Here is a 21,288-nt window from a genome sequence, read left to right on the forward strand (position 1 = left end):
TTACCGCGAGAAGAGAACCCCAATGTCTGCTGACAAGCCGCTGACCGTCCTGTTCATGCCGGAGAGCGCCTACGGGCCCACCAACAACTGCATCGGCATCGGAGACGTCCTGCGTAACCGCGGTCACCGTGTGGTGTTCGCGGCCGAGGCGTCCTGGAAGGGCAAGCTCACCGCCCTCGGGTTCGAAGAGGACCTGGTCGACCTCGCTCCGCCGACCGACGAGGAGCAGGACGCGGGCCAGTTCTGGAAGGACTTCATCCGCGACACCGCGCCGGAGTACCGCAAGTCGACCAAGGAGCAGCTCGAGACGGTCACCAAGCCGATCTGGGACGCGCTCGTCGACGGTGCGAAGTACTGCGAGCCGCAGCTCAAGGCCATCATCGAGCGGGTCAAGCCCGACGTCATCGTCGAGGACAACGTCATCACGTTCCCGGCGCTGCTCAGCGCGGGCGTGCCGTTCGTGCGCATCGTGTCGTGCAACCCGCTGGAAGTGCGCGGCGACGGCGTGGCCCCGGTCTTCTCGGGTCTCCCGGCCACCGGTGAGGGGTGGAAGGAGTTCTCCGAGGAGTACGAGCGCACGCACCGCGAGGTCTGGACGGCGTTCAACGAGTGGGTCGTGGAACAGGGTGCGCCGCCGCTCCCGGACCTGGACTTCATTCACGAAGGTGACGCGAACCTCTACGTTTATCCCGAATTCCTCGACTACACTGTCGAGCGCCCGCTCGGGCCTACGTGGACCCGGTTGGACTCGTCGGTTCGCGAAACGGACGGGGACTTCACGTTGCCGTTCGAGCGCGGTGACAACGCGCTGATCTACTTCTCGCTCGGTTCGCTCGGCTCGGCCGATGTGGAGCTGATGCGCCGGGTGGTCGACGTGCTGTCGCGCACTCCGCATCAGTACATCGTCTCCAAGGGCCCCCTCCACGAGGAGATCGAATTGGCCTCCAACATGTGGGGCGCCGAGTTCGTACCGCAGACGAAGATCATCCCGCTGGTGGACCTCGTCATCACCCACGGTGGCAACAACACCACCGTCGAGGCGCTCCACTTCGGCAAACCGATGATCGTGCTGCCCCTGTTCTGGGACCAGTACGACAACGCCCAGCGCGTCGACGAGAAGGGCTACGGCGTCCGCCTGGACACCTACAAGTTCTCCGACGACGAGCTCATCGCCGCCATCGACCGCCTGATCGGCGACTCAGCCCTGCGCGCCGACCTGGCCGCGAAGGGCGAGGAGCTCCGCCGCCGAGACGGCCTCCGCGTGGCCGCGGACGTCATTGAGAAGGTCGCGGTCAAGGAATAAGCACCAATCGCACTTGATGTCCGATTCGGCGATCCGAGAGTAATTCGCTGATCTGGTAACAGTGTGTTCCAATTTCTGGTGCCATAGAGGGCAACAGGAGTGACAGGCGAGAGGTTGTAAAAGCCAGTGACAACGCACGACCCGCGAGGTGGCCTCGGCATCGAGGCAGGCGTGCAGGAGAAGGCGGCGCCCGCCCCCGCCGCCAAAGCTCCAGGGGCCGCGTTCATGCGGCTGGGAAACTGGCGGGTGCGCTCCCGTCTCGTCGCCCTGATCCTGCTCCCGACGGTGGTGGGCGTCATCTTCGCGGCGGTGCAGCTCACCTCCGCGATCAACACCTCCACCGAATACCGGAGACTGACCGAGGTTTCGCGGCTCGTGGTCCAGCTCGACGGGCTGAACCACGAGCTGGCCAAGGAGCGCGACTACACGGCCTGGTTCATCCAGGAGGGTCGCCGGAACAACCGGTTCGACGAGGTCCAAGAGGTCTCGAGGAAGGTCGACGACCTTTCGGGCGAAGCACTTGCCACGCTCCAGTCTCTCGACTCGGCCCACTCGGCCCGTGTGCTCAACCGGGCCGCCAAGATCGCCGGATGGCTCCGCGGTCTCGACGGTCTGCGCAAGGGCGTCCGTGACAACGACAGCGTGCCCGCGCGAGCGGCCGTCGTCATGTACACGTCGATGATCTCCGAGCTCACCTCGCTCCACGAAGACCTGATCCGCTCCGCCGGCTCCGACGAGCGCCTGTTCGCCGACACCACCGCGCTGGCCGCACTCACCCGGGCCAAGGAAGACGTCTCCAAGAGCCGCGGTCTGCTGACCATCACCCTCGCCAGCACGCCCAGGCAGATCAACGCCAGGTTCGACTACGACGACCTGTCCGACTTCCTGAGCGCGGGCCGCTCCCAGGACACCCAGCTCGCCATCTTCCAGAGCGAGGCCGCCCCGGCCGACGTGGCGTTCTACCGCCAGACGGTCCGCGGCGAGATGGCCGAGCGCGCCCACTCGATGCGCGCCGCCGCCCTCGCCCAGCTCCGTGAGTCCAACGGCGCCATCATCGACCTCGACCGCACCCGCCGTGACGACCTCCAGCGGTGGTTCGACTCCACGACCGCGACCGTCGACCTCATGCGTGAGGTGGAGAAGCGCGTCGGCGACTCGGTCGTCAACCAGTCGGTCACGCTCCAGGACTCCGAGCAGCGCAGCGCCGTCATCTCCGGTGTGCTGATCCTGGTCCTGCTGCTCGTCGTCCTCGTCATCACCACCCTGGTCGCCGGTTCGCTCACCCGGCCGCTGCGCCGCCTGCGCCGCGAGGCCCTCGAGATCGCCGGTTCGCGACTGCCCGACACCGTCCAGAAGCTGCGTGAGTCCGGTGAGGCCGCCGACCTGCCCGAGGTCGCCCCCATCGGTGTCACCACCTCCGACGAGATCGGTGAAGTGGCGCGCGCCTTCGACGAGGTCCACCGCGAGGCGATCCGGCTGGCCGGCGACGAGGCCCGCCTGCGAAGCAACGTCAACTCGATGTTCGTCAACCTCTCCCGCCGCACCCAGACGCTGGTGGAACGCCAGCTGTCCCTCATCGACGGCCTGGAGCAGGGCGAGCAGGACGAGACCCGGCTGGGCAACCTGTTCAAGCTCGACCACCTCGCGACCCGCATGCGCCGTAACTCCGAGAACCTCCTGGTCCTCGCCGGTCAGGAACCCGCCCGCCGCTGGGGCCAGCCGGTCCCGATCGTCGACGTCGTCCGCGCCTCCCTCTCCGAGGTCGAGAACTACGAACGCGTCGCCATCCAGGTCCAGTCGGGCGCGGCCGTCGTCGGCCAGTCGGTCAACGACGTCGTCCACCTGATCGCCGAGCTGGTCGAGAACGCCATCTCCTTCTCGCCCCGCGAGACCCGCGTCACCGTGTCGAGCAACCGCATCGACGGCGGCGGTCTGATGATCTCCGTGAGCGACATCGGCATCGGCATGACCAGCGAGGAGCTCGGCGCCGCCAACTGGCGCCTGGCCAACCCGCCGGTCGTCGACGTGTCGGTGTCCCGCCGGATGGGCCTGTTCGTGGTCGGCCGGCTGGCCCTGCGCCACGGCATCCGCGTCCAGCTCCGCCAGCAGGACGTCGGCGGCCTCACCGCGATGGTGCTGCTGCCCGAGACCCTGCTCGCCCAGGCCGCGGCGGCCTTCCCCGGCGGCGGCTCGCAGCAGGGCCTGAACACCACGGGCGGACAGCCCGCGCTGCCCGGCCCGTCGGGCTCGTTCGGCGCCCCCGGCGCCGGCTCGTTCGGACAACAGCAGCCCGCCCTGGCCAGCCCGACCCCGTTCGAGACGATGCCGCGCCCCTTCGGCAGCGACGGACCGCCCGACCCCTGGGCGAGCACCACCGGCGGCACCCCGTTCGACACCACGTTCGGTCAGCTGCCCCAGCGCAACCCGTTCGAGAACCCGGCGCCGAACAACCCCCTGGCTCCCGCGGGGCCGCCCGCCACGCAGCGCAACCCCTTCGACCAGCCGGAGCGCGACCCCTTCGCCGCACCCGCGCCTGAGCGGGGATCGTTCGACACCGGGCCGCAGGGTCAGCGGATGTTCGGCGGAGGGCCGAGCCCGACCGACACCGGCCCGTTCGACCGCACCGCGTTCGCGCGCGGCCCGCTCGACAGCGGCGCCTTCGAGCCGCCCTACGAGCAGCGGAACTCCTTCGACACGGGTGGCCACAGCACCGGCGGCCTGAACACCGGCGGTCACGGCACCGGTGGTCACAACACGGGTGGTCACAACACGGGTGGTCACAACACAGGCGGGTTCCCCTCGGGCGGCTATCCGTCGCCGGGTGCGAACAGCACGCCGTGGCCGGGGCAGACGCCCGCATCCGGCACCCCTGGATGGCCCGGCGGACCGGCCGAGAACGGTTCCTGGCCGGGTACGCCCGCTTCTTCTCGCGGGCCCTTCGAAGCTGATGTCGACAACACCGGACCGCTGCCCGCAGTCCGCAACTCGCCCCTCGACGAGATCGACGAGTTCCTGCCGATCTTCGCCGCTGTGGAGTCCGACTGGTTCCGGCGTGTGCCGGATCAGGAGGTGCCCGGCGACGACGAGAGCCCCGGTGAGCGCACCGCGTGGTCGTCCCCCGCGGTGGACGCCGGCTGGCAGGCCGCCCAGGCGGCGGCCGAGCCCTCACTCGGCGGAATCACCTCGTCCGGCCTCCCGAAGCGGGTGCCCAAGGCCAACCTGGTGCCCGGCTCGGCCGAACTGGCCGCGCCCTCGGCTCCCGTGCCGATGGCTCCCGTTCCGTCGGTGTCGCCCGATCGCGTGCGCAACCGCCTGGCCAGCTTCCAAGCCGGCGTACGGCAGGGCCGCGCGGTGGCGAGGGGAGACATCAGCGAGGAGCAGGGTTGGCCCGGGGCAAACCCCGCCCAGGGCCAGGGTCAAGAGACCGATAAGGATGAAGCATGAGGGAAATGAGCCAGGCCGCTCGCGGCGTCAATTGGCTGATCACAGATTTCGTGAACAACGTGCCCGGTGTGGCGCACACGGTTGTGGTCTCCGCTGACGGGTTGCCCCTGGCGTACTCGGAGGGATTCCCGAAGGACCGCGCCGACCAGCTCGCCGCGGTCGCCGCCGGGTTGATCTCGTTGACGCAGGGAGCCTCGAGGGTCTTCGAGGGTGGAGCCGTAACGCAGACCGTGGTCGAGATGCAGCGTGGACTGCTTTTGATCATGTCGATCAGCGATGGTTCCTGTCTGGCCGTGCTGGCCGCGGCCGACTGTGACATGGGCTTGGTGGCGTACCAGATGACGCTGCTGGTCGAGAGGGCGGGCCAGGTTCTGACCCCTGCTGTCCGCGCCGAACTCCAGGCTTCCCAGCCCCGTTGATCGAGATGAGGAGGTCGCCGTGGCAGGCGGCTGGACAGGTGAGCCCCCAGCGGAGCAAAGTTCGCTGGTGCGCCCCTATGCGGTGACCGGTGGGCGCACGGCCCCGCGAGTTCAGCTCGCCATGGAGGCACTCGTCTCCTCTGTCATTGCGGCGCACGTGGATGTCTCGACCATGCCTCCTGAACGGCAGGCGATCACGTCGCTCTGCCGCCAGGTCAGGTCGGTCGCGGAGATCTCGGCCATGCTGCGCATGCCCTTGGGTGTGACGCGGGTGGTCATCGCCGACATGGCGGCGGAAGGCCTGGTGCAGGTGCACCAGCCGCAGCTCGACGCGGGTAAGCCGGATCTGGGTTTGTTGGAAAGGGTGCTCAGTGGACTTCGCAGGCTCTAGCCGGGGCCTGACCTCGACGAAGATCGTCGTGGCGGGTGGGTTCGGCGTCGGCAAGACGACATTCGTCGGGGCGGTGTCGGAGATCGTGCCGCTCACGACGGAGGCGGTGATGACCGACGCGTCGGAGGGAATCGACGACCTCGGTCTGACCCCCCACAAGACCACGACGACCGTGGCGATGGACTTCGGCCGGGTGTCGCTCGATCAGGATCTGATCCTCTACCTGTTCGGCACCCCCGGTCAGCACCGCTTCTGGTTCATGTGGGACGACCTCGTACGCGGCGCCATCGGCGCCGTCGTCCTGGTCGACACGCGCCGCCTGGCCGACAGCTTCCCCGCTGTCGACTATTTCGAGGAGGCGCAGCTCCCCTTCGTGGTCGGCGTCAACGGGTTCGACGGCACCTTCCCCCACGGGGAGAACGAGGTGCGCGAGGCGCTGTCGCTGTCGCCGCACACCCCGATCGTGCGCACCGACGCGCGGTCCCGTGACTCGGTGAAGAACGCGCTGATCACCTTGGTGGAACACGCACTGACGATGCGGGTCGCGGTCCCCGGCTGGCAGCGCTGAGCCGGGGACCTCGGTCCCTTTTCTAGTTCGGTACGGCCTCGATGACGCTGGCCCACCCCGGAAGGGGCAGGATCCGCGCCGTGGTGAGGCCGCTCTTCTCCAGCAGAGTCTGATATTCGGCGGGAGTGCGCTCCATGCCGCCGCCGGAGAGCGACAGCATCCGGATGTCGCCGTCCTTGCCCACGTGGGGCGCGTCGTCGTCGCTCAGGACGATCTCCAGGATCAGCACCCGTCCGTCTGCCGGCATCGCCGCCCGGACGTTGCGCAGAATCCGCACACAGTCCTCGTCGCTCCAGTTGTGGATGACGTTGGCCAGCAGGAACACGTCCGGCCCGCTCGGGATGTGGGCGAAGAAGTCGCCGACGACGAACTCACAGCGGTCGGCCAGGCCGGCCTCGGTGAGCGCGGTCCGGCCGTTCTCCAGCACCCTCTCCAGGTCGAACAGCATGCCGTCGAGGTGCGGGTTGGCCTGGAGCAACGCGCTCAGGATGTGCCCGCGTCCGCCGCCGAGGTCGACGACCTTGCGGGCGCCGCTCAGGTCGTAGTTGTTCGCCAGGCCCGCCGCGAAGGGCTCGGCGCGGACGGTCATGTAGTGATCGAACAACGTGGCGATCTCGGGGTGCGCGCCGACGTACTCGTAGACGTGGCCGAACTTCTCCTTGAAGACGCTCCGGCCGGTGCGGACCGTCTCGGGGAGCTGGCCCATGGCGTACCAGAAGGCCTCCTGACCGACCATGCGCACGGCCGAACGCACCGAGCCCGGTACGTCGTCGCGCAGGATGTGGCCGGATTCGGTGAGTTCATACCCGTCAGCGACGGTACGCAGGAACCCCATCGACGCCACCTCGCGTAGCGTCCGGCGCAGCGACAGCGGGTCGGCGCCGCACCGCTCGGCCAGCGCGTCGGCCGTCAGCGGGCCGGCCGCGAGATGGTCGGCGCAGCCCAGCTCCGCCATGGTGGCGAGGGCCGCGAAGCGGGAGATCCCGTAGATCGCATCCCATACCGGGGCGGCCGGATCGTTCTGGGTCACCTGGTCTCCACTCCATATCCGTGGGTGTTTCTGTACGGTGTGATGCCGCGTACGAGACGGCCGACTTCGGCGCGGAGCCGTACGAAGGCCTCGAGTTCGCGGGTGTGGATCTGGTCACGCGGCCCCGGCAGCTGGACGGGCAGGTCGCCCACCACCGTGCCCGGGGCCTTGCTGAGCACCACGACGCGGTCGCCGACGTAGACGCTCTCGTCGACGTCGTGGGTGATCAGCAGGATGGTCATGCCGTGGTGCGCGCAGACGCGGAGGGTCAGGTCCTCCAGCTCCTCGCGGGTCTGCGCGTCGACCGAGCCGAACGGCTCGTCCATCAGCAGCAGCTTCGGCTGGTAGGCCAGCGCGCGGGCGATGGACACCCGCTGCTGCATGCCGCCGGACATCTCCCAGGGATACTTCGCCGCGGCCCCGGACAGCCCGACCTGGTCGAGCGCGTTCATGGCGGCGGCTTCCCGCTTCTTCTTGTCCAGGCCCCGGCGGCGCAGCGGCAGGCTGACGTTGGCCAGCGCGGACATCCACGGGTAGAGCGAGCGGCTGTAGTCCTGGAACACCACGGCCAGGTTCTCGGGGCTGCCGTCGACGGGCTTGCCGTCGAGCAGGACCGTCCCGCCGGTGGGTTTGATCAGCCCCGCGATCGACCGCAGCAGGGTCGACTTGCCGCAGCCCGATGGCCCGACGATGCAGACCACCTCACCTTGGGCGACCTTCAGGTTGACGCGGTCGATGGCGCGGTAGGAGCCGTAATTGTGGCCCAGATCGACTAACTCAAGCACCGGATCTTCCTAAACGGTTCGCCTGGCGTTGGCATGCCAGGACAGGACGCGGCCCTCGGCGACGAGGAACAGGGCGTTGAACAGCAGGCCGAGCACACCGAGCAGGACGATGTGCGCCCAGACCCCGGCGTAGTCGTAGGACTGCTGCGCGTAGAGCAGGCTGTAGCCGATGCCGCTGTTGCTGCCGACCAGTTCCGACACCACCATGAGGATCAGCGCCAGCGAGAGGCTCAGCCGCAGACCCGCGAAGATCTTCGGCATGGCGGCGGGCAGGATGACGCGGCGCAGGACGTCGTACCGGCTGAACTGGAAGACCCGTGCGGTCTCCAGAAAGCCCTTGTCCACCGCCCGGCACCCGTCGGTCGTGTTGACCAGCACCGGCCAGATCACGCCGAAGACGATGACCGCGAGCTGCGTGGGGGTGCCGATCTTGAACAGGACGAAGAAGATGGGCACCAGCAGCGGTGGCGGCAGCGCCCGCAGGAACTGCAGCACCGGGTCGGCGTAGTCGGCCAGGCCGCGGATCCGCCCGAGGGCCACTCCGAAGGCGACGCCGAGCACGCCGGCGATGATCCATGCCGCGAGCAGCCGGCCGAGGCTGGGCCCGAAGGTGTTCAGCGCGTCGTCGGTCAGCAGCAGCTGGGAGAGCGGGCCGCTCAGCCACATGTCGTAGAGCTGGCCCGCGATCTGCGTGGGCGGCGGGAAGTACGGCGAACCGGCCATCCTCGTGACCAGTTCCCACAGCACCAGCGCCACGGGCACGATCCAGAGCCGGAGCACGCCGAAAGTCGCTCGTCTCACGTGACGCCCTCCGTCCGGGCCCGGTGCCACCGGAACAGCCGGTTCTCTCCGGCCACGAGCACCGCGTTGACCAGAATGCCGAACAGCCCGACCAGGATGGTCGCGCCGATCATCAGGTCGAGCCGGTTGCCGCTCGCCGCGATGGTGATGTAGACCCCGACGCCCTCGATGCCGCCCGCGATCAGTTCCGACGTCACGACCAGCACGATCGCGACCGAGGCGGCGAGCCGGATGCCGGTGGCGATGAAGGGCGCCGCGCCCGGCAGCACCACCCGGTAGGCGACCGAGGCGGGCCCGAAGCCGAAGCTGCGCAGCGTCTCCTTGGCCAGCGGGTCGACGTCGCGGACGCCGTAGATGGTGTTGACCAGCACCGGCCACAGGGCGGCGTACACCGCGACCGTGATCCGCATGTGCGTGGTCTCGGAGAACATCAGGATGACCAGCGGGATCAGCGCGACCGACGGGATCGGCCGGAGGAACTCGATCAGCGGTCGCACCGCCACCTCGGCGGGCCGGACCATGCCGAGCAGCAGCCCGGCCGGCACGGCGATCGCGATGGTCAGTGCCAGGGCGAACGCCCACGTGGTCAGGCTCGACCGGGCGCTCACCAGGAACTCGGGGTCGGCGAGCAGTTCGCCGGCCCGCAGCAGGACGGTCGAGACGAGGGGCAGTCTTTCGGTGTCCCACGCGCCCAGCCGTCCGGCCGCCTCCAGAACGACGAGCAGCCCCGCGGTCCCGATGAGACCGCGGAGCAGACTCGCCCCGTTCACTTTCGGCACGTCGTCACTGCGCGGCGGCGGGCGGCGCCATCAGCGCCTTCACGTCGAAGCCGGACGGGATCATGCCGTACTCCGTCAGCGTGTCGGCGACCCGCTGGAGGCGGGCCTCGCTCAGCGAGGTGGAGTAGGTGCCCAGCGCGATGACGGCCGCGGTGGCGGCGTCGATCTTGGTGTACTTGGGCAGCGCCTCCTCCACGACCTTGCGGTCGGAGGCGGCCAGGTTCTGCGCCTTGGCCAGGGCGCGCTGGAAGGCGGCGACCGTCTTGGGGTTCTCGGTGGTGAACTTGTCGGTCATCACCCAGCCGGCGATCGGGAAGTTCTCCAGCGGGCCGGCCATGCTGTCGGCGACCTTCTTGGCGCCGGCCTTGGCGTTGGCCGAGATGAACGGTTCGGCGACCCAGATCGCGTCGACGGTGCCGGTCTCCAGCGCCGCGCCCATCTCGGGCAGCGGCATGGCGACGTACTGTTCCTTCTCGTTGATGGTGACGCCGGCGACCTTGGCGGTCGCGGTCACCGCGAGGGTGCCGATCGCGTTGAGGGTGTTGACGGCGATCTTCTTGCCGGCCAGGTCGGCCGCGGTGTTGATCGAGGCGTTGTCGCCCTTGGTCATGATGACGAAGTTGTCAGGGGCGGCCTGGTAGCTGTCGGCCACGACCTTGAACTTGCCCGCGCCGGCCTGCTGCGCGAGGAACAGCGCGACGTAGTTGCCGAGCATGGCGTCGAGCTGGCCCGCGACGAGCTTGGGCGTGGCAGCGGCGCCGCCGACCTCGACGGAGATCTTGACGTCGAGGCCCTCTTCCTTGAAGAAGCCCTTGTCCAGAGCGATCTGGATCGGTGCGGCGTCGGGCACGGCCACGACGCCGATGGTGATGGCGGACTTCTCAAGCCCGCCGGAACCGGTACCGCCGGTGGCCTCGGTCTCGCCACCGCCACAGGCGGAAAGAGTCAACGCAGCCAGTACGCCCACGATGAGCGTACGGCCCGCAAAAAGGCGCCTCATAGGTGGAGTCTCCTTAGAAGGGGGGGTCGCACCCGCCCTGGCCGAAGATCGCGGGGCCGGGCGGGCGACGGCGAAGACTGTAGCGCTTCAAAATCACCATCAACAGGAATAAGAGCACTATGTCACCAAACTTGTAAATAAATCTGCTGGTGTGACTTTTGTGTCGCTCGGGGTGCTTTTGGGCGTTTGGACCGATCCATCGAATCCGCGAACCGGAAACATGGATTCGGTCATGCTGTGACCAGCGGTGAGGTAACAATGCGATGAATGGTCATCTTTGGAACGGGCCAAAACCAATGTGGCTATTGGTAGAGCTACGAGTCATATGCTCCAATTGCCCCTGGCTTATGGGAGGTATCCCGAAGAAAATTGAAATTTCTTTTATCGGAAGGGTGCGGCCTGTGAGGACGGCAACGATCGAGCGTGATCACCGCACCGCGCCTGAGGCTCCGCCGGAACCCCCGAGGGAACCGGCCGGACATCGGGACACGACCTCCAATCGGATGGCGTTGCACAACTGGCGGGTACGTAACCGCCTCATCGCACTGATCATGATTCCGACCGTCGCCGCGGTCGTTCTCGGCGCCATGCGCGTCATCAGCGCGGTTACCAGTGCCGCGGAATATCAGCGAGTGAGTGAAATCGCAGCGTTCACCGGAACGCTGGGGGAGCTCGTCCATGAGCTCGAACTGGAACAAAGTTTGACTAGCCGGTACGCATCCGGCAATCGCACCAATGAGTCTGAACTTAACCTGATCGACGCACAACAGGCCAAAGTGGACTTGGCTGCGGAGAAAGTCCGGGCGCGCGTACCAGAGATCGCAGAATCTCTCGGTGAACTCGGCAAAGAGAAACTGACGCGCGTCGACGGCCGCCTCAGCGAGCTGCCCAACCTCCGCGAGATCACCGTCGAGTCCGACCTGCTCGCGCTGCCGACGATCGAGAAGTACTCCCTCGTCATCGGCGACCTCCTGCGCTTCTACGAAGAGGTCGGCCAGGGCGGCACGGACGAGGCCATCGACGGGACCAGCATCGCGATGACCGCGCTGGGCCGGGCCAAGCACGAGCAGTCGACCATGCGAAGCCTGCTCGACGTCGGCATCCAGAAGCGCAACTTCACTCCCAACGAGCTCGACGCCCTGACCGCCGCACGTAAGCGGTTCGAGAGTGAGATCAGCGCGTTCCGGCTCGCGGCCACCCCGGCCGAGCGGCAGTTCTACGCCGACACCGTGACCGGCTCCCGCATCGACCAGGCCGAGTTCCTGCGCGGATCGGCGATGGAGCGCATCCGCCTCGACCGGCAGATCGTCAACCTCGACGGCACCCCCGGAGACGACTCGGAGGTGTGGTTCGAGGCCAGCAGCTTCGGCATCGACCGCATGTACGAGGTCGAGAAGGGGCTGGACAAATCGATCATCGAGCAGGCCGACGCCCTGGCCGACTCCGACCAGCGCGGCGCCCTCATCAACATCCTGGTCGTCGTGGTCATCCTGGCGCTGGTGCTGCTCATCACCACCGGAATGGCCCGCTCGCTGACCACGCCGCTGCGCCGGCTGCGGTCGGAGGCGCTGGAGATCGCCGGGCACCGGTTGCCCGACCTCGTCCAGCGGCTGCGGGAGAACGACGCCTCGCACGAGACGGTCTCGCAGGTCGCCCCCATCGGCGTCAGCGGCGCCGACGAGATCGGTGAAGTGGCGCGGGCCTTCGACGAGGTCCACCGCGAGGCGGTCCGGCTGGCGGGCGACGAGTCGCGTCTGCGCAGCAACATCAGCGCGATGTTCGTCAACCTGTCCCGCCGCACCCAGACGCTGGTGGAACGGCAGATCGCGCTGATCGACGGCCTGGAGCAGGGCGAGCAGGACGAGGCCCGGCTGGGCAACCTGTTCAAACTCGACCACCTCGCCACGCGCATGCGCCGTAACTCCGAGAACCTGCTGGTTCTCGCCGGTCAGGAACCCGCCCGCCGGTGGAGTCAGCCGGTGGAGGTCACCGACGTCGTGCGCGCCTCGCTGTCGGAGGTCGAAGGGTACGAGCGCGTCGTCATCAACGTGCCCGGCGAGGTCTCCCTGGCCGGCCAGGCCGTCAACGACGTCATCCACCTGCTCGCCGAGCTGGTGGAGAACGCCATTTCGTTCTCCGCACGTGACACCCGCGTCATCGTCTCCGGCAACCGGATAGACGGCGGGGGAGTGATGGTGTCGGTGACCGACTCCGGCATCGGCATGAACCCCGACGAGATCGGCGCCACGAACTGGCGGCTGGCCAATCCGCCGGTCGTCGACGTGTCGGTGTCCCGCCGGATGGGCCTGTTCGTGGTCGGCCGGCTCGCGCTGCGCAACGGCATCCGGGTGCAGATAAGGAATCACGACGGCGGTGGCCTCACCGCGATGGTGCTGCTGCCCGAGTCGCTGATCGCTGTCCCGGCCGCCGCGGTGCAGCAGCACTACAACACCGGCGGGTACGCCCCCACGTGGTCTCCCAAGAGCCAGGCGCCCCAGGTGTCACAGGCTCCGCAGGACACCACCGGGGGCTGGGGCACGCCGCAGCTCGGCGGCGGGCAGGGCGGCCGGCCCGCGCTGCCGTCACCCGGTCCGCTGGGGCCGTCGACGGGTCCGTACAACACCCAGCCCGCACCGCCGGCCCCGCAGCACACGGGTCCGCAACACACGGGCCCTCAGCACACGGGTCCGCAGTACAACTCGCAGCACACGGGTCCCCAGCAGTCGCTCTTCGGGCCGCCGCCCCGGCAGCAGGCGCCCGCGCAGGCGCCGCCGAACGGCGCGCCGGGGGCACAGCCCACGATGTTCGGGCCGCCCCCGCCGATGCCGCAGCAGCAGTCCGGTGGACCGCTGCCCCGGCGCAGGTTCGACTCGGCGCTGGGTGGCCTCTCGGGTCTCAGCGAAAGGGACGCCGACGTCACCGGACCGCTGCCCGCGGTCCGGGAGCCGTCCGGGCCCGATCGCCCCGAGGAGTTCCTGCCGATCTTCGCCTCGGTCGAGTCCGCCTGGTTCAAGAAGCCCGAGGACGAGACCAAGGTCGAGGAGACCTGGAAGGAAACCGCGGCCGACACCGCGTGGGGCGTCGCCGCACAGCAGCCCCAGTACGAGGCCAGCACCTCCGCCGGCCTGCCAAAACGCGTACCCAAGGCCAACCTGGTCCCCGGCTCCGCTGAGCCGAACCGGCAGGCGGCCGTGTCACCCCCGCCGTCCCTCTCCCCCGACCGTGCGCGAAGCAGGCTCTCCAGCCTCCAATACGGAGTGCGTCAGGGCCGTGCCGTGACCCGGGGCGAGATCAGCGAGGACGAGGGTTACTCAGGAAGAGGGGAATGACCAGCGTGAGAGAGATGAGCCAGGCCGCCCGAGGCATCAACTGGCTGATCAACGACTTCGTCCTGTCGGTGCCGGGCGTCGCCCATACCGTCGTCGTCTCGGCCGACGGGTTGCCGCTGGCCTACTCGGACGGCTTTCCGAAGGACCGCGCCGACCAGCTCGCCGCGGTCGCGGCCGGGCTGATCTCGCTGACCCAGGGAGCCTCCCGGGTGTTCGAGGGCGGCGCGGTCACCCAGACCGTCGTGGAGATGCAGCGCGGGCTGCTGCTGATCATGTCGATCAGCGACGGCTCGTGCCTGTCGGTGCTCGCGGCGGCCGACAGCGACCTGGGCCTGGTGGCCTACCAGATGACACTGTTCGTCGAGCGCGCGGGTCAGGTGCTCACTCCTGCGGTCAGGGCCGAACTCCAGGCCTCCAACCCGAGGAGATGACCATGGACTCGTGGGGGCCGCCTCCCTACGGGGGCGGCCAGCCGCCACCGCGACCGGAGCCTGCGTCGCCGGTCCGTCCGTTCACCGTCACCGGCGGCCGCACGACGCCGCGCATGCAGCTCGCGCTGGAGGCGCTGGTGTCGTCGGCCACCTCGCTGCAGCACGACCTGTCGCAGCGGCCGCCGGAGTACCGGGCGATCAGCTCCCTGTGCCGTCAGGTCCGCTCGGTGGCGGAGGTGTCGGCGCTGCTGCACATCCCGCTCGGGGTGATCCGCGTGGTGATCGCGGACATGGTCGCCGAGGGCCTGGTGCACGTACACCAGCCGCAGTTGGACGCCGGGATGCCAGATTTGGGTTTGTTGGAAAGGGTTCTCAGTGGACTTCGACGTCTATAGCCACGGCGGCGGCCCGAGCCGCGGCCTGACCTCGACGAAGATCGTCGTGGCGGGTGGCTTCGGGGTGGGCAAGACCACCTTCGTCGGGGCGGTCTCCGAGATCGTCCCGCTGACGACCGAGGCGGTGATGACCGACGCCTCCAAGGACATCGACGACGTGGCACTGACGCCCAACAAGACCACGACGACGGTGGCCATGGACTTCGGCCGGGTGTCCCTGGACGAGGATCTGATCCTCTACCTGTTCGGCACCCCTGGTCAGCACCGTTTCTGGTTCATGTGGGATGATCTTGTACGTGGTGCGATCGGCGCCATCGTCTTGGTGGACACCCGGCGGCTGGCCGACAGCTTCCCCGCGGTCGACTATTTCGAGGAGGCCCGCCTCCCGTTCATTGTGGGCATCAACGGCTGGAACGGCATGTACCCCCATGCCGAGGACGAGATCAGAGAGGCGCTGACCCTCTCCGCCCACGTCCCGATCGTCCGTACCGACGCCCGTTCCCGCGATTCGGTGAAGACCGCCCTCATCACGCTGGTGGAGCACGCGCTCACCTCGCGTGTGGGCGGCCCTCGCTGGTGAGCGGATAGGCTTGGGCGGCCGGGGGTAGTCCCCTGATCCACCACGATTCCCTTCGAGGCTGGCCAATCACGTGTTCGAGACGCTTTCCGACCGGCTGACTTCGGTCTTCTCCTCGCTCCGGTCCAAGGGCAGGCTTTCCGACGCCGACATCGACGCGACCTGCCGTGAAATCCGCATCGCCCTGCTTGAGGCAGACGTCGCGCTGCCGGTGGTCAAGGACTTCGTGGCCCACGTCAAGGAACGGGCCAGGGGTGTCGAGGTCTCGCAGGCGCTGAACCCGGCGCAGCAGGTCGTGAAGATCGTCAACGACGAGCTGATCGAGATCCTCGGCGGGGAGACCCGCCGCCTGCGCCTGGCCAAGACCCCGCCGACGGTCATCATGCTGGCCGGTCTCCAGGGTGCCGGTAAGACCACCCTGGCCGGCAAGCTGGCCCGCTGGCTGCGCGACCAGAACCACGTGCCGCTCCTGGTGGCCTGTGACCTCCAGCGTCCCAACGCGGTCCAGCAGCTCTCGGTCATGGCCGAGCGCGCCGGGGTCGCCGTCTACGCGCCCGAACCGGGCAACGGCGTCGGCGACCCGGTCGAGGTGGCCCGCCAGTCGATCGACCACGCCCGTCGTCAGCAGCACGACGTCGTCATCATCGACACCGCCGGCCGCCTGGGCATCGACCAGGAGCTGATGGCCCAGGCCGCCCACATCCGCGACGCGGTCAGCCCCGACGAGGTGCTGTTCGTGGTCGACGCCATGATCGGCCAAGACGCCGTGACCACGGCGCAGGCCTTCATGGACGGGGTCGGCTTCGACGGGGTCGTGCTGACCAAGCTCGACGGCGACGCCCGCGGCGGCGCCGCCCTGTCGGTGCGGCACATCACCGGTCGCCCGATCATGTTCGCCTCCACGGGCGAGAAACTCGAAGACTTCGACGCCTTCCACCCCGACCGCATGGCGGGCCGGATCCTCGACATGGGTGACATCCTCACCCTGATCGAGCAGGCGCAGCGCACGTTCGACGAGGCCGAAGCCACCAAGATGGCCGACAAGCTGGCCTCGGGCGACGACTTCACCCTCGACGACTTCCTCGAGCAGATGATGATGGTCCGCAAGATGGGCCCCATCAAGAACCTGCTCGGCATGATGCCCGGCATGGGGCAGATGCGCGACCAGATCAACCAGGTCGACGACAGGGACCTCGACCGGGTCGCCGCCATCATCCGGTCGATGACCCCGGGTGAGCGCGCCGAGCCGAAGATGATCAACGGTTCCCGGCGGGCCCGCATCGCGCGCGGCTCCGGCGTGAGCGTCACCGAGGTCAACGGCCTGGTGACCCGCTTCTTCGAGGCGCAGAAGATGATGAAGCGCATGTCGCAGGGCATCGGCATCCCCGGCATGCCGGGCGGGCGCGGGAAGCAGAAGCAGCAGAAGCCGAAGAAGGGCCGGCGCGTGAGCGGCGATCCCCGCAAGGCCGGTCTGCCGAAGGAACCCGCCGCCGACACTCCGGCCAAGCCGTCGGGCGGCATGCTGGGCAACCTCACTCCCGGCAGCCTGCCCAAGGGGCTGGAGCTGCCGCCGGGGTTCGACCCGTCGAAGTTCAAGCTGCCCGGGCAGAAGTAGCCGCTTCGATCTGGCAGAATGTCATGTTGGAACATCGTGGTCCGGCGGGCGCCCTCTAACCCCCGCGTTCCACGCCTGTCCCTGGAGTGGCCGCCACTTCGTGCCCCACTCGATGTGACGCCGCTCATCCATTTTTGAAGCAGGAGAGACCACACCCGTGGCAGTCAAGATCAAGCTCAAGCGGCTCGGCATGATCCGCAACCCGCAGTACCGCATCGTCATCGCCGACAGCCGCACCAAGCGTGACGGCCGTGCGATCGAGGAGATCGGCCTGTACCACCCGAAGGAGCACCCCTCGCGCATCGAGGTCAACTCCGAGCGGGCACAGTACTGGCTGAGCGTCGGCGCGCAGCCGACCGAGCCGGTCATGAAGCTCCTCAAGCTCACCGGTGACTGGCAGAAGTACAAGGGCGAGGCCGCTCCGGCTCCGCTGCTCGTCGCCGAGCCTCCGGCCGACCGCCACGCCATCTACGAGGCCGCCGCCAGGGAGGCCCTGTCGAGCGAGCCCGCTTCCGCCGCCACCACGCAGCGGAAGAAGAAGGCTGAGCCCAAGGCTGAGGCCGAGCCCAAGGCTGAGGCCAAGCCCGAGGCCAAGGCCGAGCCCGTCGCCGAGGCACCCGCCGAGGCGCCCGCCGAGTCCGCATCGGAAACCGAGGCCTGACATGCTCGAGGAGGCCCTCGAGCACCTGGTTAAGGGCATCGTCGAGCATCCTGACGAGGTCCGCGTTCGCGCGCGGAAGATCCGCACCGGGCGTGTCCTGGAGGTCCGGGTCCACCCCGAAGACCTCGGTAAGGTCATCGGTCGCGGGGGCCGCACGGCCAAGGCGTTGCGCACCGTCGTCAACGCCCTGTCCGACGGCAAATACGTGCGGGTCGACCTGGTCGACCTCACCGAGGCCCGCTAAGCGAGACGCTGCGAACCTGCCTAGAAAACAGGTTCGGTCGTGGTTCGCGCTGTGAATCTGCCTCAAAGCAGAGCATCCCGTCATCCCGGGAGACCGTCACCGGTCTCCCGGGATCGTCGTTTTTCTGGAGAACCTCTTATGCAGCTCGTCGTCGGCCGAATCGGCCGCCCCCACGGCATCCGCGGTGAGGTGACCGTCGAAGTCCGCACCGACGAGCCGGGGGAGCGCTTCGCTCCCGGCACCCGGCTGACCACCGACCCGGCCTCCCGGGGGCCGCTCGTCGTCGAGAACGCCCGCTGGCACAAGGGCATCCTGATGCTCGCGCTCGAAGGGGTCCGTGGCCGTGAGGCCGCCGAGGAGCTGCGCGACACGCTGATCGTCATCGACTCGGCCGACGTCACGCCCTCCGACGATCCCGACGAGTTCCACGACCACCAGCTCATCGGGCTGGTCGTCGTCTCCGTCGAGGGCGAGCCGCTGGGCGAGGTGTCCGACGTGCTGCACCACGGGCAGGACCTGCTGGTGGTCAAGCGTCCCGGTCGCGACGACGCCTACGTGCCGTTCGTGAAGTCGCTGGTGCCCGACGTCGACCTCGCGGCAGGTCGGCTGGTCGTCGCCGCGCCGCCGGGTCTCTTCGACCTCGACGCCTGACATGCGCATCGACGTCATCTCGATCTTCCCCGAGTACTTCGCGCCCCTCGACGTCTCCCTGATGGGCAAGGCGCGCGACAAGGGCATCCTCGACGTGCGCCTCCACCAGTTGCGGGAGTGGGCGCACGACGTACACAAGACCGTCGACGACACCCCCTATGGCGGCGGTCCCGGCATGGTCATGAAGCCGGAGATCTGGGGCGCGGCGATCGACGACGTGATCGCCTCCGAAGAGGCACTGCCGCGGATGATCGTGCCCACTCCGAGCGGCCGGCCGTTCACACAGGCCGTGGCGCTCGAATACGCCGCCGAGCCGTGGCTGCTGTTCGCGCCGGCCCGCTACGAGGGCATCGACAGTCGGGTCATGATCGAATATGGCACCCACCTGCGCCTCGACGAGGTGTCCATCGGTGACTACGTGCTGGCGGGGGGCGAGGCGGCCGTGCTGGTCATGATCGAGGCCGTCGCCCGGCTGCTGCCCGGCGTGCTCGGCAACGCGGTCTCGGCCACCGACGACTCCTTCGCGCCCGGCGCGATGGAGAACCTGCTCGAAGGGCCGGTGTTCACCAAGCCGCCGGTGTGGCGCGACCACGAGGTGCCCGAGATCCTGCTCTCCGGCCACCACGGGAAGATCGCGCGCTGGCGCCGGGACCAGGCGCTGCGCCGGACCCTGCAGAAGCGGCCCGAGCTGATCGAGCGCGGCGACCTGTCGGCCGCCGACCTCAAGACCCTTGACACGTTTCGCGCCGATGGCGATCCTGTGGCAGACTGAAGCGCCGAATGCCTGCCGTTCGCAGGTTAGTCGTGCCCGCGTCCTTCTCGACGCCCCATCTCGCAGGGGACGGACGGACCTCCGGGTGTTCTTTCTCCAACTGATGAGGAACCTCAGTCATGCACACGCAGATCCAGGCGCTTGAGAAGGCTGCCCTCCGCAGCGACATCCCCGCGTTCCGTCCGGGCGACACGCTCGAAGTGCACGTCCGCGTCATCGAGGGCAACCGCTCTCGTATCCAGGTCTTCAAGGGCTTCGTGCTGCGCCGCCAGAACGGTGGTCTCCGTGAGACGTTCACCGTTCGCAAGATCAGCTACGGCGTCGGAGTCGAGCGTACTTTCCCGGTTCACAGCCCGGTGATCGAGAAGATCGCGTTGGTGACCCGTGGCGACGTCCGCCGCGCCAAGCTCTACTACATGCGCGACCTGCGCGGTAAGGCCGCCCGCATCCGCGAGCGCCGCGACGCCCTGCCCGCGAAGTAAGCGGTCAAAAGCGTTGAAGCCCGTGCCTGCCAGGCACGGGCTTTCGCAGTTTTGGGGAGTGGAAGCCGAGTCGGCGACGTCGCGTACTGTGACCATGATTTAGGCTCGTCTAGGCGCGCGTAGGCGCGCCGCATCACTTGACTTCCCAGACCAGGACGGGGTGGACGTGGTCGCCGAAGACACCCATCAGAACGCCAAGCCCGGCAAGGACAAGAAGGGCTCGTTCTGGCGTGAGCTGCCAGTCCTGATCGTGGTGGCGCTGGTGTTGGCCCTGCTCATCAAGTCATTCGTGGTCCAGGCGTTCTACATCCCGTCGGAGTCGATGGAGAACACCCTCCTGAAGAACGACCGGGTCCTGGTCAACAAGCTCGTCTACCGCGTCCGCGACATCGAGCGCGGCGACGTCGTGGTCTTCTCCGGCGTCGACTCCTGGGCCGGCGAGGCCGAGTTCGCGCCGCCCGCCAACCCGATCGCCGGGTTCTTCCGCTGGGTCGGCACCGCGTTCGGCGTGGTCCCCGGCGAGAAGGACTACATCAAGCGCGTCATCGGCGTCCCCGGCGACAAGGTCAAGTGCTGCGACGCCAAGGGCCGCATCACCGTCAACGGCGTCCCTCTCGACGAGGAGAGTTATCTCTATCCGGGCGACGTCCCGTCGCTGGGCAACTTCGAGATCGACGTGGCCCCCGGCCGCCTGTGGGTCATGGGCGACCACCGCTCCGTCTCGCTCGACTCGCGCGCCCACGGCGGCGACCCGGGTGGCGGCGCCATCCCGATCGACCAGGTCATCGGCCGTGCGTTCGTGAAGGTCTGGCCGTTCGACCGGGCCGGGATCCTGCCGATCCCCGAAACGTTCGGCCAGAAGGGCCTGGTCGCCGCCGCGGCGTCCTCCGACGCCGTCCCGCTGCTGCTGGGCTTCGCCGGGGTGTTCCCGCTCTGGGCGCTTAGGCGCCGCATACGCGTCAAGCGGTAGTCTTTCCGCCCGTGGCCGTCGCAGAAGAAGAGACCAATTCCTCCGGCACGCCGGAGGATTCCGGTAAGCCGGAGAAAAAGAAGAAGTCAGCCCTCCGGGAAACGATCACGTTCACGATCGGTGGCGTGATCGTCGCCCTCCTGGTCCACTTCTTCGTGATGCGGTCGTTCTGGATCCCATCGGAGTCGATGGAGAACACCCTGCTGGTCAACGACCGCGTGGTGGTCCTCCAGTTCGGCTCGATCGACCGGGGCGACATCGTGGTCTTCAAGGGCTGGGACGGCGAGGACACGATCAAGCGCGTGATCGGCAAGGGCGGCGACACCGTGAAATGCTGCGACGCCCAGCGCCACATCACCGTCAACGGCACGCCGATCGACGAAGAGGGCAAATACCTCTACCCCGGCGACTACCCCGGCCGAACCTTCGAGGTGAAGGTGCCGGCGGGACGCCTGTGGCTGATGGGAGACCACCGTTCCAACTCGATGGACTCCCGCGCTTACATGGACGACGAGTTCAAGGGCACGATCTCCGAAGACGACGTCATCGGCTTCGCCTTCGCTCGTTATTGGCCACTTGACCGGCTCAGTCTCATATCGCAGCCGGAGACCTTCTCCAACGTCCGGTGATGGGGCGTACGC

General features: G+C 68.2%; 22 protein-coding genes. 17 read left to right on the forward strand and 5 right to left on the reverse strand.

What is annotated here, in order from left to right; translation table 11 throughout:
• The first annotated feature begins 22 nt into the window (after nt 1-22).
• The 5 genes from AW272_RS32990 (at nt 23) to AW272_RS33010 (ending at nt 6,125) form a co-directional block, all read left to right on the forward strand.
• Nucleotides 23-1,303, forward strand: coding sequence for a glycosyltransferase (locus AW272_RS32990; RefSeq protein WP_066373481.1), 1,281 nt, complete (start codon nt 23-25; stop codon nt 1,301-1,303).
• Nucleotides 1,304-1,429: 126 nt separating this feature from the next.
• Nucleotides 1,430-4,747, forward strand: coding sequence for a nitrate- and nitrite sensing domain-containing protein (locus AW272_RS32995; RefSeq protein ID WP_157518967.1), 3,318 nt, complete (start codon nt 1,430-1,432; stop codon nt 4,745-4,747).
• Complete coding sequence (locus AW272_RS33000) at nt 4,744-5,166, forward strand: roadblock/LC7 domain-containing protein (protein WP_066373484.1); 423 nt, start codon at nt 4,744-4,746, stop codon at nt 5,164-5,166. The genes AW272_RS32995 and AW272_RS33000 overlap by 4 nt, the downstream gene beginning before the upstream one ends.
• A gap of 19 nt (nt 5,167-5,185) precedes the next feature.
• Nucleotides 5,186-5,557: a DUF742 domain-containing protein gene (locus AW272_RS33005; RefSeq protein WP_066373489.1), complete on the forward strand. Its 372-nt coding sequence runs from the start codon at nt 5,186-5,188 to the stop codon at nt 5,555-5,557.
• A gap of 7 nt (nt 5,558-5,564) precedes the next feature.
• Complete coding sequence (locus tag AW272_RS33010; RefSeq protein ID WP_066373640.1) at nt 5,565-6,125, forward strand: GTP-binding protein; 561 nt, start codon at nt 5,565-5,567, stop codon at nt 6,123-6,125.
• Nucleotides 6,126-6,147: 22 nt separating this feature from the next.
• Here the strand turns inward: AW272_RS33010 and AW272_RS33015 are convergent, their stop codons facing one another.
• The 5 genes from AW272_RS33015 to AW272_RS33035 are packed head-to-tail and all read right to left on the reverse strand — an operon-like array spanning nt 6,148 to nt 10,520.
• Nucleotides 6,148-7,155 carry a methyltransferase gene (locus AW272_RS33015; protein WP_245657851.1) on the reverse strand — a complete coding sequence of 336 codons (1,008 nt, stop codon included), beginning with the start codon at nt 7,153-7,155 and terminating at the stop codon, nt 6,148-6,150.
• On the reverse strand, nt 7,152-7,940 hold the full coding sequence (locus AW272_RS33020; protein ID WP_066373493.1) for an ABC transporter ATP-binding protein: 789 nt from the start codon (nt 7,938-7,940) through the stop codon (nt 7,152-7,154). Before AW272_RS33020 ends, AW272_RS33015 begins: the two co-directional genes overlap by 4 nt.
• Nucleotides 7,941-7,949: 9 nt before the next feature.
• Entirely contained in the window at nt 7,950-8,741 is a 792-nt protein-coding gene (locus AW272_RS33025) for an ABC transporter permease (RefSeq protein WP_245657852.1), read from the reverse strand.
• Entirely contained in the window at nt 8,738-9,511 is a 774-nt protein-coding gene (locus AW272_RS33030; RefSeq protein WP_083958962.1) for an ABC transporter permease, read from the reverse strand. The genes AW272_RS33025 and AW272_RS33030 overlap by 4 nt, the downstream gene beginning before the upstream one ends.
• Nucleotides 9,512-9,524: 13 nt before the next feature.
• Nucleotides 9,525-10,520 carry an ABC transporter substrate-binding protein gene (locus tag AW272_RS33035; RefSeq protein WP_066373496.1) on the reverse strand — a complete coding sequence of 332 codons (996 nt, stop codon included), beginning with the start codon at nt 10,518-10,520 and terminating at the stop codon, nt 9,525-9,527.
• A 587-nt stretch (nt 10,521-11,107) separates the two neighbouring features.
• Here AW272_RS33035 and AW272_RS33040 point away from each other — a divergent pair.
• The 12 genes from AW272_RS33040 (at nt 11,108) to lepB (AW272_RS33095) (ending at nt 21,276) form a co-directional block, all read left to right on the forward strand.
• A complete protein-coding gene (locus AW272_RS33040; RefSeq protein WP_245657860.1) occupies nt 11,108-13,849 on the forward strand; it encodes a sensor histidine kinase in 2,742 nt (913 codons plus the stop codon).
• Nucleotides 13,846-14,280, forward strand: a complete 435-nt coding sequence (locus AW272_RS33045; protein WP_066373501.1) for a roadblock/LC7 domain-containing protein — start codon at nt 13,846-13,848, stop codon at nt 14,278-14,280. The genes AW272_RS33040 and AW272_RS33045 overlap by 4 nt, the downstream gene beginning before the upstream one ends.
• Nucleotides 14,281-14,282: 2 nt before the next feature.
• Nucleotides 14,283-14,675, forward strand: a complete 393-nt coding sequence (locus AW272_RS33050; RefSeq protein WP_066373503.1) for a DUF742 domain-containing protein — start codon at nt 14,283-14,285, stop codon at nt 14,673-14,675.
• Nucleotides 14,676-14,700: 25 nt separating this feature from the next.
• Nucleotides 14,701-15,255: a GTP-binding protein gene (locus AW272_RS33055; RefSeq protein WP_066373643.1), complete on the forward strand. Its 555-nt coding sequence runs from the start codon at nt 14,701-14,703 to the stop codon at nt 15,253-15,255.
• A gap of 70 nt (nt 15,256-15,325) precedes the next feature.
• Entirely contained in the window at nt 15,326-16,867 is a 1,542-nt protein-coding gene (gene ffh / locus AW272_RS33060; RefSeq protein WP_066373504.1) for a signal recognition particle protein, read from the forward strand.
• 157 nt (nt 16,868-17,024) lie between these two features.
• Nucleotides 17,025-17,528 carry a 30S ribosomal protein S16 gene (gene rpsP, locus AW272_RS33065; RefSeq protein WP_066373505.1) on the forward strand — a complete coding sequence of 168 codons (504 nt, stop codon included), beginning with the start codon at nt 17,025-17,027 and terminating at the stop codon, nt 17,526-17,528.
• A 1-nt stretch (nt 17,529) separates the two neighbouring features.
• Nucleotides 17,530-17,772, forward strand: a complete 243-nt coding sequence (locus AW272_RS33070; protein ID WP_066373507.1) for an RNA-binding protein — start codon at nt 17,530-17,532, stop codon at nt 17,770-17,772.
• A gap of 138 nt (nt 17,773-17,910) precedes the next feature.
• Complete coding sequence (rimM, locus tag AW272_RS33075) at nt 17,911-18,423, forward strand: ribosome maturation factor RimM (protein WP_066373509.1); 513 nt, start codon at nt 17,911-17,913, stop codon at nt 18,421-18,423.
• Nucleotide 18,424: 1 nt separating this feature from the next.
• The gene (gene trmD / locus AW272_RS33080; protein WP_066373511.1) at nt 18,425-19,195 is read left to right on the forward strand and encodes a tRNA (guanosine(37)-N1)-methyltransferase TrmD; all 771 of its coding nucleotides are present in this window, start codon (nt 18,425-18,427) and stop codon (nt 19,193-19,195) included.
• A 119-nt stretch (nt 19,196-19,314) separates the two neighbouring features.
• The gene (gene rplS, locus AW272_RS33085) at nt 19,315-19,677 is read left to right on the forward strand and encodes a 50S ribosomal protein L19 (protein ID WP_066373513.1); all 363 of its coding nucleotides are present in this window, start codon (nt 19,315-19,317) and stop codon (nt 19,675-19,677) included.
• Nucleotides 19,678-19,837: 160 nt separating this feature from the next.
• Complete coding sequence (lepB, locus tag AW272_RS33090; RefSeq protein WP_066373514.1) at nt 19,838-20,647, forward strand: signal peptidase I; 810 nt, start codon at nt 19,838-19,840, stop codon at nt 20,645-20,647.
• 11 nt (nt 20,648-20,658) lie between these two features.
• Complete coding sequence (lepB, locus tag AW272_RS33095) at nt 20,659-21,276, forward strand: signal peptidase I (RefSeq protein WP_066373516.1); 618 nt, start codon at nt 20,659-20,661, stop codon at nt 21,274-21,276.
• The last annotated feature ends 12 nt before the right edge of the window (nt 21,277-21,288 follow it).

It is taken from the genome of Herbidospora mongoliensis (genome assembly GCF_001570545.1).
GTDB lineage: Bacteria > Actinomycetota > Actinomycetes > Streptosporangiales > Streptosporangiaceae > Herbidospora > Herbidospora mongoliensis.

Excerpts from the sequence above, each read along its gene's own strand:
- AW272_RS32990 (WP_066373481.1), top strand. The coding sequence starts at position 23 with ATGTCTGCTGACAAGCCGCTGACCGTCCTGTTCATGCCGGAGAGCGCC.
- AW272_RS33000 (WP_066373484.1), top strand. The coding sequence starts at position 4,744 with ATGAGGGAAATGAGCCAGGCCGCTCGCGGCGTCAATTGGCTGATCACA.
- AW272_RS33035 (WP_066373496.1), bottom strand. The coding sequence starts at position 10,520 with ATGAGGCGCCTTTTTGCGGGCCGTACGCTCATCGTGGGCGTACTGGCT.
- AW272_RS33040 (WP_245657860.1), top strand. The coding sequence starts at position 11,108 with ATGCGCGTCATCAGCGCGGTTACCAGTGCCGCGGAATATCAGCGAGTG.
- AW272_RS33045 (WP_066373501.1), top strand. The coding sequence starts at position 13,846 with ATGACCAGCGTGAGAGAGATGAGCCAGGCCGCCCGAGGCATCAACTGG.
- AW272_RS33050 (WP_066373503.1), top strand. The coding sequence starts at position 14,283 with ATGGACTCGTGGGGGCCGCCTCCCTACGGGGGCGGCCAGCCGCCACCG.
- AW272_RS33070 (WP_066373507.1), top strand. The coding sequence starts at position 17,530 with ATGCTCGAGGAGGCCCTCGAGCACCTGGTTAAGGGCATCGTCGAGCAT.
- rimM (WP_066373509.1), top strand. The coding sequence starts at position 17,911 with ATGCAGCTCGTCGTCGGCCGAATCGGCCGCCCCCACGGCATCCGCGGT.
- trmD (WP_066373511.1), top strand. The coding sequence starts at position 18,425 with ATGCGCATCGACGTCATCTCGATCTTCCCCGAGTACTTCGCGCCCCTC.
- rplS (WP_066373513.1), top strand. The coding sequence starts at position 19,315 with ATGCACACGCAGATCCAGGCGCTTGAGAAGGCTGCCCTCCGCAGCGAC.